The 17,379-nt window shown below is 71.5% G+C and carries 13 protein-coding genes; 9 read left to right on the forward strand and 4 right to left on the reverse strand.

Annotated elements, in window-relative coordinates; translation table 11 throughout:
• Positions 1 to 87 precede the first annotated feature (87 nt).
• From hpf to secA, 3 genes are all read left to right on the forward strand, one after another.
• A complete protein-coding gene (gene hpf, locus ACYVKZ_RS04730; protein WP_460990915.1) occupies positions 88 to 810 on the forward strand; it encodes a ribosome hibernation-promoting factor, HPF/YfiA family in 723 nt (240 codons plus the stop codon).
• A 108-nt stretch (positions 811 to 918) separates the two neighbouring features.
• Positions 919 to 2,178: a winged helix-turn-helix domain-containing protein gene (locus ACYVKZ_RS04735; protein ID WP_460990916.1), complete on the forward strand. Its 1,260-nt coding sequence runs from the start codon at positions 919 to 921 to the stop codon at positions 2,176 to 2,178.
• 59 nt (positions 2,179 to 2,237) lie between these two features.
• Positions 2,238 to 4,940 (forward strand): preprotein translocase subunit SecA, encoded by a 2,703-nt coding sequence (gene secA / locus ACYVKZ_RS04740; protein ID WP_460990917.1) that lies wholly within the window; start codon positions 2,238 to 2,240, stop codon positions 4,938 to 4,940.
• A gap of 79 nt (positions 4,941 to 5,019) precedes the next feature.
• On the opposite strand, the gene ACYVKZ_RS04745 is transcribed toward secA, so the two are convergent.
• Positions 5,020 to 5,553, reverse strand: a complete 534-nt coding sequence (locus tag ACYVKZ_RS04745; protein WP_460990918.1) for an Rv3235 family protein — start codon at positions 5,551 to 5,553, stop codon at positions 5,020 to 5,022.
• 117 nt (positions 5,554 to 5,670) lie between these two features.
• Positions 5,671 to 6,567 (reverse strand): LysM peptidoglycan-binding domain-containing protein, encoded by an 897-nt coding sequence (locus tag ACYVKZ_RS04750; RefSeq protein WP_460990919.1) that lies wholly within the window; start codon positions 6,565 to 6,567, stop codon positions 5,671 to 5,673.
• 144 nt (positions 6,568 to 6,711) lie between these two features.
• Between ACYVKZ_RS04750 and ACYVKZ_RS04755 the strand changes: the two genes are divergently transcribed.
• Positions 6,712 to 7,272 carry a hypothetical protein gene (locus tag ACYVKZ_RS04755; RefSeq protein ID WP_460990920.1) on the forward strand — a complete coding sequence of 187 codons (561 nt, stop codon included), beginning with the start codon at positions 6,712 to 6,714 and terminating at the stop codon, positions 7,270 to 7,272.
• Between the two features lie 79 nt (positions 7,273 to 7,351).
• On the opposite strand, the gene ACYVKZ_RS04760 is transcribed toward ACYVKZ_RS04755, so the two are convergent.
• Positions 7,352 to 7,573, reverse strand: a complete 222-nt coding sequence (locus ACYVKZ_RS04760) for a helix-turn-helix domain-containing protein (RefSeq protein WP_307003935.1) — start codon at positions 7,571 to 7,573, stop codon at positions 7,352 to 7,354.
• A gap of 160 nt (positions 7,574 to 7,733) precedes the next feature.
• Here ACYVKZ_RS04760 and ACYVKZ_RS04765 point away from each other — a divergent pair, with 160 nt between their 5' ends.
• The 4 genes from ACYVKZ_RS04765 (at position 7,734) to ACYVKZ_RS04780 (ending at position 16,235) form a co-directional block, all read left to right on the forward strand.
• Positions 7,734 to 8,378 (forward strand): hypothetical protein, encoded by a 645-nt coding sequence (locus ACYVKZ_RS04765; protein WP_460990921.1) that lies wholly within the window; start codon positions 7,734 to 7,736, stop codon positions 8,376 to 8,378.
• Positions 8,375 to 9,685: an AAA family ATPase gene (locus ACYVKZ_RS04770; RefSeq protein ID WP_460990922.1), complete on the forward strand. Its 1,311-nt coding sequence runs from the start codon at positions 8,375 to 8,377 to the stop codon at positions 9,683 to 9,685. The genes ACYVKZ_RS04765 and ACYVKZ_RS04770 overlap by 4 nt, the downstream gene beginning before the upstream one ends.
• A gap of 54 nt (positions 9,686 to 9,739) precedes the next feature.
• On the forward strand, positions 9,740 to 14,641 hold the full coding sequence (locus ACYVKZ_RS04775) for an NAD-glutamate dehydrogenase (protein WP_460990923.1): 4,902 nt from the start codon (positions 9,740 to 9,742) through the stop codon (positions 14,639 to 14,641).
• Positions 14,642 to 14,762: 121 nt separating this feature from the next.
• A complete protein-coding gene (locus tag ACYVKZ_RS04780; protein ID WP_460990924.1) occupies positions 14,763 to 16,235 on the forward strand; it encodes a sensor histidine kinase in 1,473 nt (490 codons plus the stop codon).
• 138 nt (positions 16,236 to 16,373) lie between these two features.
• On the opposite strand, the gene ACYVKZ_RS04785 is transcribed toward ACYVKZ_RS04780, so the two are convergent.
• Positions 16,374 to 16,622 carry a WhiB family transcriptional regulator gene (locus ACYVKZ_RS04785; protein WP_066498767.1) on the reverse strand — a complete coding sequence of 83 codons (249 nt, stop codon included), beginning with the start codon at positions 16,620 to 16,622 and terminating at the stop codon, positions 16,374 to 16,376.
• Between the two features lie 267 nt (positions 16,623 to 16,889).
• On the opposite strand from ACYVKZ_RS04785, the gene ACYVKZ_RS04790 reads away from it, so the two are divergent.
• Positions 16,890 to 17,375, forward strand: coding sequence for a hypothetical protein (locus ACYVKZ_RS04790; protein ID WP_460990925.1), 486 nt, complete (start codon positions 16,890 to 16,892; stop codon positions 17,373 to 17,375).
• The last annotated feature ends 4 nt before the right edge of the window (positions 17,376 to 17,379 follow it).

Here is a 17,379-nt window from a genome sequence, read left to right on the forward strand (position 1 = left end):
GCGGCTCAGGAAAGGGGCTCGACTGTCTGACGACGGAGCCTCTGGACGCCGGTATACGGCTGAACTCAGAAGTATCTGGAGGGCACCATGGAGTTCAACATCAGCGGTCGCAACCTGACTGTGTCGGATCGCTTCCGCGAGTACGCAGGCGAGAAGCTCGAGAAGATCGGTGCGCTGGCTGACAAGGTCCAGCGCGTCGACGCGAAGTGCTCCAAGCAGAGCAGCGCCAAGACCGGGGGAGACCAGCTCACCGTCGAGCTCACGGTCACCGGGCGCGGACCGGTGATCCGGGCCGAGGCCACCGCTCCGGACAAGTTCGCGGCCTTCGACCTCGCCTACGGGAAACTCCTTGAACGGCTCCGGCGGGCCAAGGACCGCCGCAAGGTCCACCACGGCAAGCACAACCCTGTCGGAGTCAACGCCGCCACCGCCGCCCTCCCGGTGGTGAGCGGGAGTACGCCGATCTACGCCGAGCACGCCCTCGAGGTCCCCTCGGAGACCGACACCCCGTCGCCCTACGAGGTCGAGAACGACATCCCCGCCGGCGACTCGCCCGTCCTGATCCGCCGCAAGGTCTTCCCCGCCGCAACGCTCACGCTCGACGACGCGGTGGACAACATGGAGCTCGTGGGCCACGACTTCTACCTGTTCATCGACGCGGACACGAACACCCCCTCTGTGGTCTACCGCCGCCGTGGATGGACCTACGGCGTGATCAGCCTCGACCAGGCCTGCGAGCCGGGGGCTGCCAAGGTCGAGGAGAAGATCCTCGCGTACCGCTCCGACGACGCGGGTGCCGTTGTCCCCTGAGCCAGCGCGCGCGGCCGCGCTCCCGGCCGCGGCATCCCCGGCAGCGGCGGTCCTCATGAGGGCCGCCGCTGCGGCGCGCCGGGCCGAATCGGCCGGCGCCCGGGACGCATGACGGCGCGGCTCACCCTCGCGCAGGCGCGCCGGGTCGCGCTCTCCGCCCAGGGCCTCCACCGTCCGCGTCCCTCCGCCCCCGCCTCCACCCGCGCGCTCGTCCGCGTCTTCGAGGCCCTCCAGCTGGTCCAGATCGACTCGGTCAACGTGCTGGTCCGGAGCCACTACCTGCCGTTCTTCTCGCGCCTGGGACCGTATGACCGGGAGGCGCTCGACCGGCTTTCGACCCGGAGCCCCCGCCGCATGCTCGAGTACTGGGCCCACGAGGCGAGCTTCATCCGGCCCGAGCACTTCGACGCGCTGCGCCTCTGGCAGCGGCGGGCCTGGGTGGGCGCGGGCGACATGGACGCCGTTGCCCGCGAGGACCTCACCGCCCGCATCCTCTCCGTCCTCGGCTCGAGCAGGCCGCTCACCGCCGCGCAGCTCGCGGACCGGCTGGGCCACGTCGAAGAGCGCCGCCGCGACCAGTGGGGATGGAACTGGAGTGCGGTCCAGCGCGTCGTCAGCCACCTCTTCGAACTCGGCACGGTCGCCTCCGCGGGCCGGTCGAGCGCGTTCGAGCGCCGGTACGCCCTGACCGAGGACGTGCTGCCCCGCGGCCTCGCGCGCCCGGACGGACAGGACCGGGAGGCAGCCATCCTCGAGCTCGTCCGCAGCGCCGTCCAGGCACACGGCATCGGCACCGCGCGCTGCTTCGCGGACTACTTCCGCCTCCCCGTCCGCGCCACGGAATCGGCGCTCGCCACCCTGGCCGCCGAGGGCAGCCTCGACGAGGTCCGCGTCGAGGAATGGGAGGGCAGGACCTTCCTTGCCGCCGGGCGTCCCATACCCCGCGCCGCGACGGGCCGGGCGCTGCTGAGCCCCTTCGACTCGCTCGTGTTCGAGCGGCGCCGCCTCGAGCGCCTGTTCGGCTTCCGCTACCGCCTCGAGATCTACACCCCGGCCGAGCGCCGCGAGTACGGCTACTACGTGCTGCCCTTCCTCCTGCGCGATGCGATGGCCGCCCGCGTCGACCTGAAGGCGGACCGGAGCGCCGGTGTCCTGCTCGTCCAGGCGGCGCACGCCGAGCCGGGAGCCCCGGCGGACACCGCTGCCGAGCTCGCGGACGAACTGCGGCTGATGGCAGACTGGCTGGGCCTCGACGATGTGCGTGTGGTGGACCGGGGCAGCCTCGCCCCGGCGCTCGCCCGCGCTGTGGGGCCCGTCCGCGGAGCGCGGAACCTGCACGGGGTTCCGCGCGTGTCTCCCGTAGACTGAATCCCGCCGCAGCGCACGATCACTGCTGCACACGCCATTGACAAGGGAGCGAACGCCACGTGGCAAACCTTCTCGAGAAACTCCTGCGCACCGGCGACCGCCGGACGCTCAAGCAGCTGCGCGTCTACGCGGACGCCATCAATGCGCTCGAGGACGAGTTCAAGGCCTTCACCGACGCCGAGCTGCGTGCGGAGACGGACCGGCTGCGCGAGCGCCACACCGACGGCGAGAAGCTCGACGATCTGCTGCCGGAGGCCTTCGCCGCGGTGCGCGAGGCCGCCGGCCGCACCCTCGGGATGCGCCACTTCGACGTCCAGCTCATGGGCGGCGCCGCTCTCCACCTCGGCAACATCGCCGAGATGAAGACCGGCGAGGGCAAGACCCTCGTCGCGACCGCCCCCGCATACCTCAACGCACTGTCGGGCAACGGCGTCCACGTCATCACCGTGAACGACTACCTCGCCGAGTACCAGTCCGAGCTCATGGGGCGCGTCTACCGCTTCCTGGGCATCTCGAGCGGCTGCATCCTGGCCAACATGGATCCGGCCGAGCGCAAGAAGCAGTACGACGCCGGCATCACCTACGGCACGAACAACGAGTTCGGCTTCGACTACCTCCGCGACAACATGGCGTGGGACAAGGGCGAGCTCGTCCAACGCGGACACCATTTTGCGATCGTGGATGAGGTGGACTCCATCCTCATCGACGAGGCCCGCACGCCGCTCATCATCTCGGGCCCGGCGCAGGGGGATGCGAACCGCTGGTACTCGGAGTTCGCCAAGCTCGTCCTGCGGCTCGGCGAGGACGACTACGAGGTCGACGAGAAGAAGCGCACCGTCGGCGTCCTCGAGCCCGGCATCGAGAAGGTGGAGGACTACCTCGGCATCCACAACCTGTACGAGTCCACGAACACCCCGCTCATCGGCTTCCTGAACAACGCCATCAAGGCCAAGGAACTCTTCAAGCGGGACAAGGACTACGTGGTCCTCGACGGCGAGGTCCTCATCGTCGACGAGCACACCGGCCGCATCCTGCCCGGACGCCGCTACAACGAGGGCATGCACCAGGCCATCGAGGCCAAGGAGGGGGTGGAGATCAAGGCCGAGAACCAGACCCTCGCCACGATCACCCTCCAGAACTACTTCCGGCTCTATGAGAAGCTCTCCGGCATGACGGGCACGGCCGAGACCGAGGCCGCAGAGTTCATGAGCACGTACAAGCTCGGCGTCGTGCCGATCCCGACGAACAAGCCGATGGCGCGCATCGACCAGTCCGACCTGGTGTACAAGAACGAGGTCGTCAAGTTCGACGCCGTCGTCAAGGACATCTCGCGCAGGAACGCCAAGGGGCAGCCCGTCCTCGTCGGCACGACGAGCGTCGAGAAGAGCGAGTACCTCTCGAAGGCGCTCGCGAAGGCCGGCGTCCGCCACGAGGTGCTCAACGCCAAGAACCATGCCCGCGAGGCCGCGATCGTGGCCCAGGCCGGCCGCAAGGGAGCCGTCACGGTGGCGACCAACATGGCCGGTCGCGGCACCGACATCATGCTCGGAGGCAACGCCGAGTTCATGGCGGTCGCCGACCTCGCCGCGCAGGGGCTGGATCCCGAGGAGAACTCGGCCGAGTACGAGGCCGCCTGGCCGGCCGCGCTGCAGGCCGCCCACGAGGCCGTCAAGGCCGAGCACGAGGAGGTCCTCGCCCTCGGAGGCCTCTACGTGCTGGGCACCGAGCGCCACGAGTCCCGCCGCATCGACAACCAGCTCCGTGGCCGCTCCGGCCGTCAGGGCGACCCCGGCGAGTCGCGGTTCTACCTCTCCCTCACGGACGACCTCATGCGCCTCTTCGGCACGGGCGGCGCCGAGCGGCTCATGGCCTCGAGCCTTCCGGACGACACGGCCCTCGAGTCGAAGATGGTCTCCCGGGCGATCCAGTCCGCCCAGGCGCAGGTCGAGGGGCGCAACGCCGAGCAGCGCAAGAACGTCCTCAAGTACGACGACGTGCTCAACCGCCAGCGCGAGGCCATCTACGGCGACCGGCGACGGATCCTCGAGGGGGACGACCTGCACGAGAAGGTGCAGTTCTTCCTCGAGGACACGCTCACCGCGATGATCGAGTCGGCCACCGCCGAGGGCAACGGCGACGACTGGGACTTCCACGCCCTGTGGTCCAACCTCCGCACCATCTTCCCCATCTCGATCACGCCCCAGGACGTCATCGACGAGGCCGGCGGCAAGCCCCGGGTCACGGTGGAGATGCTCAAGGACGAGGTCATCTCGGACGCCAAGCTCATCTACGCCGAGCGCGAGGCGCAGCTCGGTCCGGAGGCCATGCGCGACGTCGAGCGCCGAGTGGTCCTGTCCGTGATCGGGCGGAAGTGGCAGGAGCACCTCTACGAGATGGACTACCTCAAGGAGGGCATCGGCCTGCGCGCGATGGCCCAGCGGGACCCTCTGGTGGAGTACCAGCGCGAGGGCTTCGCGATGTTCCAGACGATGATGGAGGGCATCCGCGAGGAGTCCGTCGCCTTCCTGTTCAACCTCGAGATCGAGCAGACGGAACAGGCCGAGGCCCCAGTCCAGCCCGCCCGGCTCGAGTACACTGCCCCGGCGGAGGACGGAACGACCGAGACGCACGTCGAGCAGACGCGGGCGCGGGCAGCGGAGAACGGCGGCGGCTCCGGCTCCGCCGGGCAGAAGCCCGCACAGAAGAAGGGCGGCTCGCGGCCGTCGTCCAAGAATGCGCCGGGGCGCCGCTCCAAGCGCTGAGACCGCCGCGGCCTGACGGAAGAGGCCGGCGGCCCGTCCCCTGGGGGTGGGCCGCCGGCCTCGTCCGTGCGTGCTGAGCTCAGCCGATCTCCAGCGCAGTGACCTGCCAGCGCGAGCCGCCCGCGGCCTCGAGGCGCAGGGCGACTGCCCGGCACCGCACCGCATCCGCGACGACGACGGCGGCCTCGTAGAGGCCCGGCCCGACGGGGCGAGCGTGGGAGGACCTGATCGAGGCGGCCCGGTGCGCGCGAGCCGAGGGACCGGAAGACCCCTCCCGCGCTGCGCGGCTGAGGTCGGCCCGAAGCTGGACGGAGGCCAGCAGGTCGCGGTGCAGCCAGGGGGCGAGCTGCTGGACGGGCCGCGTCCCCGCGAGGACCTCCATCGTGGCGCGGGTGATGGCGGCGGCGACCTTGCGCGCTTCCTCGCCCTCGTGCGCTCCCGGGACGGCATGCAGCCGCCTGGGGGGAGACTGCAGGGGCTCGGCGGCGAGCGCAGATGTGCCCGAGCTCCGCGGCTGTCCGGCGGCGCCGTCGGGGCGGGCGCGGTGGAGGCGCAGCACGTCAGCGGTGCGCGGCCCGGTCTGGACGATCTGGGGCAGGGTGCGTTGAGTCATGGCGTGTGGAGTCCTTCGGTCGGGGCCGGCGCCAGGCGCGTACGGCCAGGGAGGGTCGCCCCGTTCGGCCAGGGGCGCGGAGCGGCGGGGGATGGCCCTCGCGTGCAGTGCAGGGTCTCAGCGAGGGGGAACGAGGATCTGGCCCGGGCGGATCAGATCGGGGTTGCCGCCGATGGTTCCGGCGTTCGCCTGGTACCACGAGGGCCACGCTGCCGCGATGTCGAGGTCGCTCGCCCCGGGTCCGAGCTGGCGCGCCACGATGGCCCACAGGCTGTCGCCGGGGCGGACCTCCACCTCCGAGGCCCGCACGGGTGCCCTCCGGGGCCGCGGCGCGAGGGTGCCGGGATCCGTGGGCGGCGCGGCGGGGACCCAGCCTGCCTCCGAGACCGGCCCGGCCGCCGCTGCCGATGGTGCAGCCACCCGTGACGACCCGGCGGATGGAGCGGCCCCCGGTGATGCCGCGGGCGAAGATAAGGGGCCCTGCGCGGCGGGGGCGGGCAGCGCCGCCGTGGGCGATGCGGCGGGTGCGGGAGGCGCGGATGCAGGTGTCGAGCGTCCCGGGACCGCTGCGGACGCCGCGTTGGCGTGGCCAGGCTGCCAGGCCGGGTCCGGGAGGCCGTCGGCGTGGGCGGCGGGGACCGCGACGAGGCCCAGTCCCAGCATCGCGAGCGCCAGCCGCCGCATGAACGCGGGGGCGAAGCTCCCGGCCCGTCGGGATGCCGTCCCCGCACCGGCCGCGGCCAGGATGGCCGACGCGATGGCCAGGCTCATGGACAGGAGCCACCAGGCCACAACCGCCAGGCCGACCAGGCTCGCGATGAGGCCGAGGAGGACGTCGACGGTGGGGAGGGCATCGACTGGGTGGGGGGTGATCCGGAGCCAGGGGCCGGAGGCGCCGGGCGCGAGATCTCGGGCCAGCGCACTGCCCGCAGTGACCAGCACCGCCCCCAGCGCCAGCACGGCTCCGGCCACGAGGCCGTCCGCCGCCAGCTGCTGCCGTCGTGTGTTCTCCATGAGACCCCCCTCGGTCCGTGTGGTCTTGAACCTCTTTGATGCCGTTTCATGCGGTTTGATGTGTTTAGAAAAAGTTTGACCGCAGATTCCACTATTTGTCCAGTGGGCGTCCGGGCGACGTTGACGGGGCGGAGGAGCTGTAGGGTGAGCGCCATGCGCTGGGAGAACTTGTTTTCGGACCTCGAGGGCCAGCTTGCATCCGCTGGGGAGCTGGAGCTCGAGTCGCAGGTGGCCGATCTGGCGCGGGCGGAGGCGGCCGGGGTGGGCCTCGCCGAACGGCTGCGGGGCCAGGGTGCGGCGCCCGTCGCGCTCCTGCTCAGAGGTGGACTCCGGTTCAGGGGGCACCTCGCGCAGGTCGCCGCCACCTGGCTCGTCCTGGACTCCGGTCCCCATTCGGTGCTCGTGCCGCACGAGGGCATCGTGACCGTCGAGGGGCTCGGCCGCGGCGCCGTCGGGGAGCGTTCAGCGGTCCGGAGGGCTCTGTCCCTCGGCTCGGGCCTCCGGGCGATTGCCCGGGACCGATCGCCGGTGGCCTGCTTCGTGGATGCCGGGACCGGCGAGTCCCTCACGGTCACGGGCACGCTGGACACCGTCGGCGCCGACTACGTCGAGGTCGCACCCCTGCGGGCCCCGGATCGGGGAGAGTCCCGCGGGCTGCGGGCGGTGCCCTTCGGGCGGCTCATCGCCATCCGCTCGGGCGGCTAGTGCGGCGTCTGCGGATCCGCCGGTCTCGCGCGCTGCCCACCGCGGGCGGCAGCCGACGGCCCACCGCCCATCGACGCGGTCAGGCGCCCGGGTTGCCCCGCCGATTCTCCGCGAGCATCCGCTCCGCCTTGGCGTAGCTCTCCTGGATGTACTCCTCGAGCTTGACGTCCTCGACGCGCCACTGCCCGCGGCCGCCGACCTGGATGGCCTTGAGCTCGCCGCTGCGCACGAGGGCATACGCCTGGGCTGCGCTGATCTGGAGCTGCTCGCAGACATCTGCGAGCGTCAGGAAGCGGGGCATGGATCCATTCTGCCACCCGGTGACCTCCCTGGCAGCGGGGACGGGCACTTATCCACAGTTTGGTGCGAGGTGATGCGCTGTGACTTGGGTCCGGGGCGGGTCGCGGCGAGAATGGCGCCGAGGGGCCGGCGAGCGGCCTGCGAACTGGAGGGGGAGAGCAATGCCTGCTGCAGCCGAGGGGGCGCCGGGGGCCCGGCTGGCGAAGCCGTCATGGAAGGACCCGCGGCTGCTGGTCGGGCTCCTGCTCGTGGTGGCCTCGGTCGCCGGGGTGGTGGCGCTGGTCGACTCTGCCCAGAGCACGGTCGGAGCCTACGCCGCGAAGGAGGACATCGCCGTCGGACAGACCGTCGACCCGAGCCGGCTCGTCCGCGTCGACGTCCGGTTGGGGGACGCCGAGGGGCGGTACCTCACGCCGGAGCGGCTGCCGGAGGGCAAGGTGGCGCTGCAGCGGGTCGCCAGGGGCGACCTCGTGCCCGCCTCGAGCCTCGGCGAGCCGCACGCCGTCGACCGCAAGCCCGTCTCCATCAGCGTGGCCCAGCCGCTGCCTGCTGAAGCGGCCGCGGGATCACGCGTCGACGTCTGGGTGGCGCTGCCGGACGGCAGGAACGGCTTCTCCGAGCCCAAGCGCCTCGTGGCCGGCGCCGAGATCGCCCACCTCGAGACGGCCTCCTCGGCCCTCGGCGCAAGCCGCGAGACGAACGTCCTCGTGCTCGTCGACGACGCGAAACTCGCCCAGGTCCTCGGTGCGCAGGCGAACAGCGCGAAGGTCTCGCTCGTGTGGAACCCGGGGGGCGGCACCCGATGAGCATCCCCGTCGTCACCGTCGGGGCGGGCCAGGCCGAACTCGTGGGATCCCTCGAGCGCCTGCACGGGCCGGTGACCGTGGTGCGCCGCTGCTCCGAGCTGGCCGAGCTCGTCGCCGCCTGCCAGACGGGCCTGGCCCGGGCGGCGGTGATCGCCGGCGGGACCCAGGAGGTCACCGCAACGCTCGTCGACCGGCTCGGGACGGTCGGGGTAGCCCTCGTGGGGCTCACGGACGACGACGCTGAGCGCGCCCGGCTCGCGGGACTCGGGGTGCTCGCCGCCTCCGAGTCTGTTCCGCCCCAGGAACTCGCACGCCTGATCGGCGAGGCGGTCGACGCCGCCGCGGCGCACTCGGCCGACCGGCGCTCCTCCTCCTTCGGCCTCGCAGGGGCGCGGCCCACCGTCGAGGCCGAGGCGGAGCAACCGGAGGATGGGCCCGAGCCGGGGGAGCTCGGCACAGTCATCGCCGTCTGGGGCCCGATCGGCTCACCCGGGCGGACCACGATCGCCGTCAACTGCGCGGCCGAGCTCGCCGCGGACGGCCGCAGCGTGGTCCTCGTCGACGCCGACACGTACGGCCCATCAGTGGCGGGGGTGCTGGGCCTCCTCGACGATTCGGCCGGCCTCGCCCAGGCCTGCAGGCTCGCTGACCAGGGTCTGCTCGAGCGGGGTCCGCTCGAGCGCGTCGCGAGTCCCGTCGTCACGGGCGCAGGGGTGCTCCGCGTGCTCACGGGGCTCACCCGGGCCGACCGCTGGCCCGAGCTGCGCGCGGCAGCCTTCGGGTCCGTGCTCGAGCGCTGCCGGGAGCTCGCCGAGTTCGTCGTCGTCGACACCGGGTTCTGCCTCGAGGCCGATGAGGAGCTCAGCTTCGACACGATGGCGCCGCGCCGCAACGGGACAACCCTGCGCGCGCTCGAACTGGCTGACCGCGTCCTCGCGGTCGGAGCGGCCGACTCCATCGGCATGCCGCGCCTGGTGCGCGCGCTGGCCGAGCTGGAGCAGGCCGTGCCGGGCGTGGCGCCGACGGTCGTGTTCAACCGGCTCCGGGCCTCCGCGGTGGGCCGGCCCCCGGACCGCGCGCTGCGCGAGGCCTGGGAGCGCTTCGGCCCCGGCGTCCCCATCGGAGCCATGGTGCCGCACGACGCGGAGGCCGCCGATGCGGCGCTGCTCGCGGGGCAGGTGCTCCTGGAGGCCGCGCCCGAGTCTGCGATGCGGCACAGCATCGCCGAGATCGTGTGTGCACCTCGACAGCGAAACCGAAGATTCGCTGTCCGGCGTGCCAAAGCTGGGGCGCCGGTGCCGCGCTAGGCTCGAGTCAGAGGGCTGCGAGGTGGCAGCCACATGCACCGGAGGCGAGCCAGAGTGTCGACAGGTACTGCCCAGCAGACCCCGTTCCCGTCAGCGGACCAGGAAACGAAGTTCCTCGCGGACTACTACGAGCACCTGGCCGAAGAAGACCGGCAGGCGTACCCGGGCGAAGCCCTCGCGGACCGGGCCCGCGAGCACTGGGCCGTCGCCGAGGGCCGAGAGACGGGCACCGCCAACATCGCCGTCGTCGACGAGGGCGGCCGCAGCGTGGTCTACATCGTCACGGACGACATGCCCTTCCTGGTCGACTCGGTCAGCGCGGAGCTCGTGCGCCAGGGCACGCCCATCCACCTCGTCGTGCACCCCATGTTCGTCGTGACCCGCCGCAAGAGCGACGGCGGCCTCGTCGCCGTCCAGCGCGTGCCCGCGCAGTGGGGCATGACGAGCGGCGACACGGCCACGATGCCCCTGCTGAGCGCGCTCGTCGCCGACGGCGACAACGCGACCCACATCGAGTCGTGGATCGCCATCGAGACGAACCGGGCCTCCGCGGCCACCAAGACCGAGCTCGTCGACGGGGTCCGCCGCGTCCTCGGCGACGTGCGCGCGGCGGTGGAGGACTGGCAGGCCATGCGGTCCAAGGCGCTAGAGATCGCCGAGGGCCTGGGGTCGGTCGTCGGCGCCGAGGACATCCCGGACCTCGTCCCCACCCAGGATCTCCTCCGCTGGCTCGACGCCGGCAACTTCACCTTCCTCGGCTACCGCGAGTACGACCTCACGACGGTCGACGGCGAGGACGTCCTCGAGCTGGTCGAGGGCAGCGGGCTCGGGCTGCTCCGGGGCGACGCCGGGCACGCGCTCCAGCACCTCACGGCCGAGGGACAGGAGCACGCCCGCGAGCGCAAGGCGCTCGTGATCACCAAGGCGAACTCCCGCAGCACCGTCCACCGTCCGGCCTACCTCGACTACATCGGCATCAAGCGCTTCGACGCGGCCGGGAAGGTCGACGGCGAGCGCCGGTTCATCGGGCTCTTCGCCTCGAGCGCGTACACGCAGTCGGCGCGGACCGTCCCGATCGTGAAGGACAAGATCGAGAAGGTCATGCGGAGCTCGGGCTTCCCCGCCGACTCCCACTCGGGCAAGGACCTCCTCGCCATCCTCGAGACGTACCCGCGCGACGAGCTCATGCAGATCGACACGCAGACCCTGCTGGACACCGTCACGAGGATCCACCGGCTGCAGGAGCGCCGCCGGACCCGGCTGTTCCTCCGTCCGGACATCTACGGACGGTTCATGAACGCGGTCGTGTACCTGCCCAAGGACCGGTACAACACTGCAGTGCGCCGCCGCATCGAACAGGAGCTCGGGAAGGAGTTCCACTCCAACTCGATCGACTACGACTCGCAGATGAGCGATTCGGCGCTGGCGCGGCTGTACTTCCGCATCCGCCTGCCGAAGGAGAGCAGCGGGGCCGACCTGCGCGCCGTCGACAGGGACGCGCTCGAGCAGCGCCTCGTCACGGCGACCCGCTCCTGGAGCGAGGGCATCGCCCAGGTCCTGCACGAGAACCGGCCCCTCGAAGCGGCCGAGCACCTCGCGGCGGTCTGGGGCGAGGCGTTCCCGGCCTCCTACCGGGTGGACTTCACCATCGAGGACGCGCTCGAGGACATCACGCGCTTCGAGGACTACGCGGCGGCACGAGGCGCAGTGTCCGCCGAGCCCGGGGCGGCCACCGGCGAGCGCCCGGCCGTCCACGTGTACCTGCCGCAAGGCGACGGCGAGGCCCTCGAGGAGGATGCCCGGGTCAAGCTCTACCTCTTCGAGCCCAGGAGCCTCAGCCAGATCCTGCCGTACTTCCACAACCTCGGCCTCGAGGTCCTCGACGAGCGCCCGTTCGAGATCGAGACCGGTGACAGCCGCGAATTCTTCCTCTACGACCTCGGGCTGAAGTACCCCGCCGGGATCGACCCGGTCTCCACCGGCGCCCTCCTGGCCGAGTCGTTCGGCCAGGCGCTCGCGGGCGAGACCGAGTCGGACAGCCTCGACCGCCTCGTGCTGAGGGAGGGCCTCCGCTCCCGCCAGACGCAGATGCTGCGCGCCTACGCGAAGTACATGCGCCAGATCGGGAACTCGAACTCGTTCGGCTTCATCGCGGATACCCTGCTGGGGAACGCCGAGGTCACCCGGCGCCTCGTGGGGCTCTTCGAGGCCCGCTTCGACCCGGAGCTCGCCGACGAGGAGCGCGAGCGGCGCAGCGGCCAGGTGAAGGAAGAGCTCGCGGCCGCCCTCGAGCAGGTCCCGACGCTGGACGCGGACCGACTCCTGCGCGCGTTCATCAACCTCATCGAGTCCACGCTGCGCACCAACTACTATCTGGACCGCCCGTACCTGAGCTTCAAGTTCAGCCCTGGCCTGATCGGGGGGCTCCCCTCGCCCCGGCCCGCCTACGAGATCTGGGTGTACTCCCCGCGCGTCGAGGGCGTCCACCTCCGCTTCGGCAAGGTGGCCCGCGGCGGCCTGCGCTGGTCGGACCGGCGCGAGGACTTCCGCACCGAGATCCTCGGCCTCGTCAAGGCCCAGGTCGTCAAGAACGCGGTCATCGTGCCCACGGGCGCCAAGGGCGGCTTCTACGCGAAGCGGCTCCCGGACCCGGCCCAGGACAGGGCGGCGTGGCTCGCCGAGGGCGTGGAGAGCTACAAGACCTTCATCCGCGGCCTGCTCGACATCACGGACAACCGGGTCAGCGAGGCCGCCCCGGGCACGGCCGGGGACGGAGCGGCGGTGACCGAGAAGGTCGTGCCGCCGGCCGGCGTCGTGCGCCACGACGATGACGACTCCTACCTCGTCGTCGCGGCCGACAAGGGCACCGCGAGCTTCTCCGACATCGCCAACGGCCTTTCCCAGGAGTACGGGTTCTGGCTCGGCGACGCCTTCGCCTCCGGCGGGTCGGTCGGCTACGACCACAAGGCCATGGGCATCACGGCCCGGGGCGCGTGGGAGTCGGTCAAGCGGCACTTCAGCGAGATCGACGTTGACACCCAGACCGAGGACTTCACCGTGGTCGGCGTCGGCGACATGTCGGGCGACGTCTTCGGCAACGGCATGCTCCTCTCGGAGCACATCCGTCTCGTGGCGGCCTTCGACCACCGCCACATCTTCCTCGACCCGACGCCCGACGCCGCGGCCTCCTACGCGGAGAGGCGGCGCCTCTTCGACCTTCCGCGCTCGTCCTGGGACGACTACGACCGCGAGCTGATCAGCGCCGGCGGCGGGGTCTACCCGCGCACGGCCAAGTGGATCCCCGTCTCCGAGGAGGTGCGCCAGGCGCTCGGCCTGCCGGAGGGGACCACGCAGCTGAGCGTCCCCGAGATGCTCCGGGCGGTGCTGCTCGCCCCGGTGGACCTGTTCTACAACGGCGGGATCGGCACGTACGTCAAGTCCAGCGCCGAGACGAACGCCGAGGTGGGCGACAAGGCGAACGACGCGATCCGTGTGGACGGGCGCGACCTGCGGGTCAAGGTCGTCGGCGAGGGCGGCAACCTGGGCTTCACGCAGCAGGGCCGGATCGAGGCGGCGCTGCAGGGCGTCATCATCAACACCGACGCGATCGACAACTCGGCCGGCGTCGACACGTCCGACCATGAGGTCAACATCAAGATCTTCGTGGACCGCATGGTCGCCGCCGGGAAGCTGGCCGCCGAGGAGCGGGCCGCGTTCCTCGCCACGATGACGGACGAGGTGGGCCGCCTGGTCCTCGCGGACAACATCGACCAGAACATCCTGCTCGTCAACGACCGCGCACGGGTCGTCGAGTGGAGCCCGAGCTTCGAGCGCCTCATGGACTGGCTCGAGGAGGAAGCCGACCTCAACCGCTCGCTCGAGTCGCTGCCGAGCACCGCGCAGCTGCACAAGCGGCTCGAGCAGGGGCAGGGGCTCACCGCCCCCGAGCTGTCGGTCCTCGTCGCCTACGCCAAGATCGAGCTGACCGAGGCGCTGCGCGACAGCGACCTCGCCGACGACCCCTGGTTCCGCAGCACCCTGCGCGAGTACTTTCCGGTCGAGCTGGCCGAACGCTTCGACACGGACCTCGACAGCCACCCGCTGCGCCGCGAGATCATCGCCACCGTGGTGGCGAACGACATGATCAACCTCGGCGGCATCACGTTCGCCTTCCGCACCATCGAGGAGACGAGCGCGACGCCGGCCGCCGTCGCGAAGGCGTTCGTCGCCCTGCGTGAGGTGTACCGGCTCGACGAGATGACCGAGGCGCTCAACGCGCTCCCGGCCTCGTTCCCCACCGAGCACTGGACCGCCATCCACTTGGACATCCGCCGGCTCCTGGACCGGGCCGTCCGCTGGCTCATCCACCAGGGGGCCACCGGGGCGCCCATCGCCCAGGTGGTCCAGGACTACGGCGCGCCGCTCGCGACGCTGCGCGCCCGGCTGCTCGACTACCTGCGGGGACAGGACGCCGAGCGGGTCGCCGCGTGGCTGGACCGGGCTCGCTCGTGGGGGCTGCCCGAATCGCTCGCCCACCGGTGGGCGGAGCTGTTCGAGAGCTACGCGCTGCTGGACGTGGCCCGCATCGCCCAGACCAGCGGCGCCTCGATCGAGCAGGTCGCAGGCGTGTACTACACGGTCTTCGACCGGTTCCGGGTCGACGGGCTCCTCGAGCGCATCACGGCGCTGCCGCGCCGGGACCGCTGGGAGGCGCTCGCCCGGGCCGCGCTGCGCGACGACCTCTACAGCACGGTGGCCGACTTCACACGCTCGATCATGGACGCCGCGCCGGACACGCTCGCACCCGAGGCCCGGCTGGCCGTGTGGGAGGGGGAGAACCGCGAGCAGCTCAACCGGGCCGCGGCGATGTTCGCCGAGGTCAACTCCCTCGAGCGCGACGACATCGCCTCGCTCTCGGTAGCATTGAGGCTGCTGCGGTCGATCGTGCGCTCCTAGGGCGCTGACGCGGGAGGCCGCGAGGGCACCGCCCTCGCGGCCCTCTCGTCCCCGCGGCCGGCGGGAGCCCGGCAGGCGGGCGTCCCGGGCGCTGACGAAGGCGGGAAACGAGGCAGTGCGAGTGGCCATCTTCACGGACCCGATCAGGGAGCACGCCGACCTCGGTCCAGGGGACGCCGAGTGGCTGCACCTGCTCGTGGGGGACTGGCAGCTCGTGGCCGACCTTGCCTTCGCCGACCTCGCACTCTGGTTCCCCCACCCCGAGGACGGCTACATCGCCCTCGCCCACGTGCGGCCTTCGACCACGCATACGGTCTTCCACAGCGACTTCGTGGGGGAGCGTATCCGCTCCGACCTCAAGCCGCTGGTTGACCGCGCGTGGAACACCCAGACGATCGAGCGCCACCACGAGACCAACTTCAACTCCGAGATGGCCCTGCGCGTCGAAGCCGTGCCGTTCGTGCGCAACGGCCGGACGCTGGCCGTGGTGACCTCCCACCTCGACCTCTCGAGCTCGCGCATGCCGAGCCGGCTCGAGCTCACGTACCGCCAGTGCGCCTACGACCTGCTGCGCATGGGGACCCTGGGCCTCTGGCCGGACTTCGCCTCGCCGACCGGCTCCCGGCGCGGCGCCCCGCGCGTGGGCGACGGCCTCATCCGGCTCGACGCCGACGGCATCGTCCAGTATGCGAGCCCCAACGGGGTCTCCGCGTTCCGGCGCCTCGGGGGCGTCGATTCATTGGAGGGACGCTCGCTCGCTGAGGTCGCGACGGGGCTGCTCAAGGACAGGCGGCTCGTCGACGAGACGCTCCCGCTCGTCGTCACCGGGCGCATGCCGTGGCGCAGCGAGATCGAGTCGCGCGGGGTGAGCCTGTCCTTGCGGGCCATCCCGCTGCGCGACGAGCACGAGCGCTTCGGGGCGCTCGTCCTGTGCCGGGACGTATCCGAGCTGCGCCGCCGGGAGATGGAACTGGTCACCAAGGACGCCACCATCCGCGAGATCCACCACCGGGTGAAGAACAACCTGCAGACGGTGGCCGCCCTCCTGCGCATGCAGTCGCGCCGGATGAAGAGCGAGGAGGCCAAGCAGGGTCTCGAGCAGGCCATGCGTCGCGTCGCGACCATCGCGCTCGTCCACGAGACGCTGTCGCAGGGGCTGACCCAGACCGTCGACTTCGATGAGCTGATAGGCCGCCAGTTCCGCCTCTCGGCCGAGGTCGCCACCGAAGGCCAGCACGTGGCCACCGAGCGGAAGGGCGACTTCGGGGACCTGCCCAGCGACTTCGCCACGCCGCTGGCCCTGGTGATCAACGAGCTGGTGACCAACGCGGTGGAGCACGGGCTTGCGGACCGTTCGGGCACGGTGTGGCTCACAGCCGACCGCCGCCGGGACGAGGCGGGCGTCGAGGAGCTCGAGGTCACGGTGGAGGACGACGGCATCGGACTCCCGCCCGGCCAGAGCCGGCATGAGGGGCTGGGCCTGCAGATCGTGCGGACCCTCGTCACGAGTGAGCTCGCCGGGACGATCTCCTGGCACGAGCGTGCTGGCGGCGGAACCGTGGTGAAGATCGTCCTGAGGCTCGATCAGGCCTGACCGGATCGGGTCTCCCAGGAGGCCGGACGGCGGCAGGGCATAGAAATGCCGCCCGCTGCGTCCCCGTGGAGGGGAGCGCTGCGGGCGGCGGGAAATCGACCGTGTGAGCCTGCGCCTGCTCGGTCTGGGCCTGCTCGGTCAGGAGGCCCGGCGGGCGCGCGCCGCGCGCCGCTTGAGTGCCCGGCGCTCGTCCTCGCTCATGCCGCCCCAGACCCCGGCATCCTGGCCGGATTCGAGGGCCCACTGGAGGCAGGTGTCCACGACGGGGCAGCGACGGCAGACGCTCTTGGCTTCTTCGATCTGCAGGAGGGCAGGCCCGGTGTTCCCGACAGGAAAGAAGAGTTCGGGATCCTTGTCGAGGCAGGCCGCGCGGTCACGCCAGTCCATGGTGGTAGAGCAACTCCGTTCTTGGGGGGACGAAAAGGCTTGTGAAAACATTCACGAGGTCGTCCAAAGCAAAGGGGCCTGTGGGGCCCCGCGGTCAACTTCATTAAGGTTGTCACGTTAACTGGGTGTAAACAAGGGGTCCGGGGCAGGATTCGGGCCCCGGGGGAGAGGGATGCGTCACACCGTTTCCGGTCCCTCGGGGGCGGCGGCAGGTCGGGACCGGAGGAGGCGGGCCACGGGGGCGGCCGCCTCGGGTATCGTGCGGATGTGCCTACGCCAGAAGTCCCCCCGCGGCAGCGCCCGTGGACCCTTGCCATGCTCGTGGCCATCGTGCTGCTCGAGGCGGCGGTCCTCGTCGGATTCGCGGTCTTCTACGCCGTAGAGCTCCTGGCGGGCAACGCCGAGACGTCCCCCGGCGGGGCTGCGTTCACCCTCGTGCTCCTGGCTGCGTTCGGCGCCTGGCTGGCGTCCGCCGGGGTCTTCCTGTGGCGGGGGCGCCGCTGGCCCCGGTCGGCCGCGCTCGTGGCGCAGCTGTTCGCGCTGGTCATCGGGGTGCCGACGCTCACCGGCGGCGTCGTCGTCCTCGGACTGGCCATCGTGGTGCCGGCCGTCGCGGCGCTCTTCCTACTCTTCGACAAGCGCGTCCTCGCCCTCACGCAGGGAAGCGGCCGCCGCCCGGACGGTGGGGGCAGGGCGGACGGCCCGGAGACCGACACTCCCGACGCGGGCGGCACGGGCGCCGGGAGGGGCTGAGGGC

It is taken from the genome of Sinomonas soli (genome assembly GCF_054782415.1).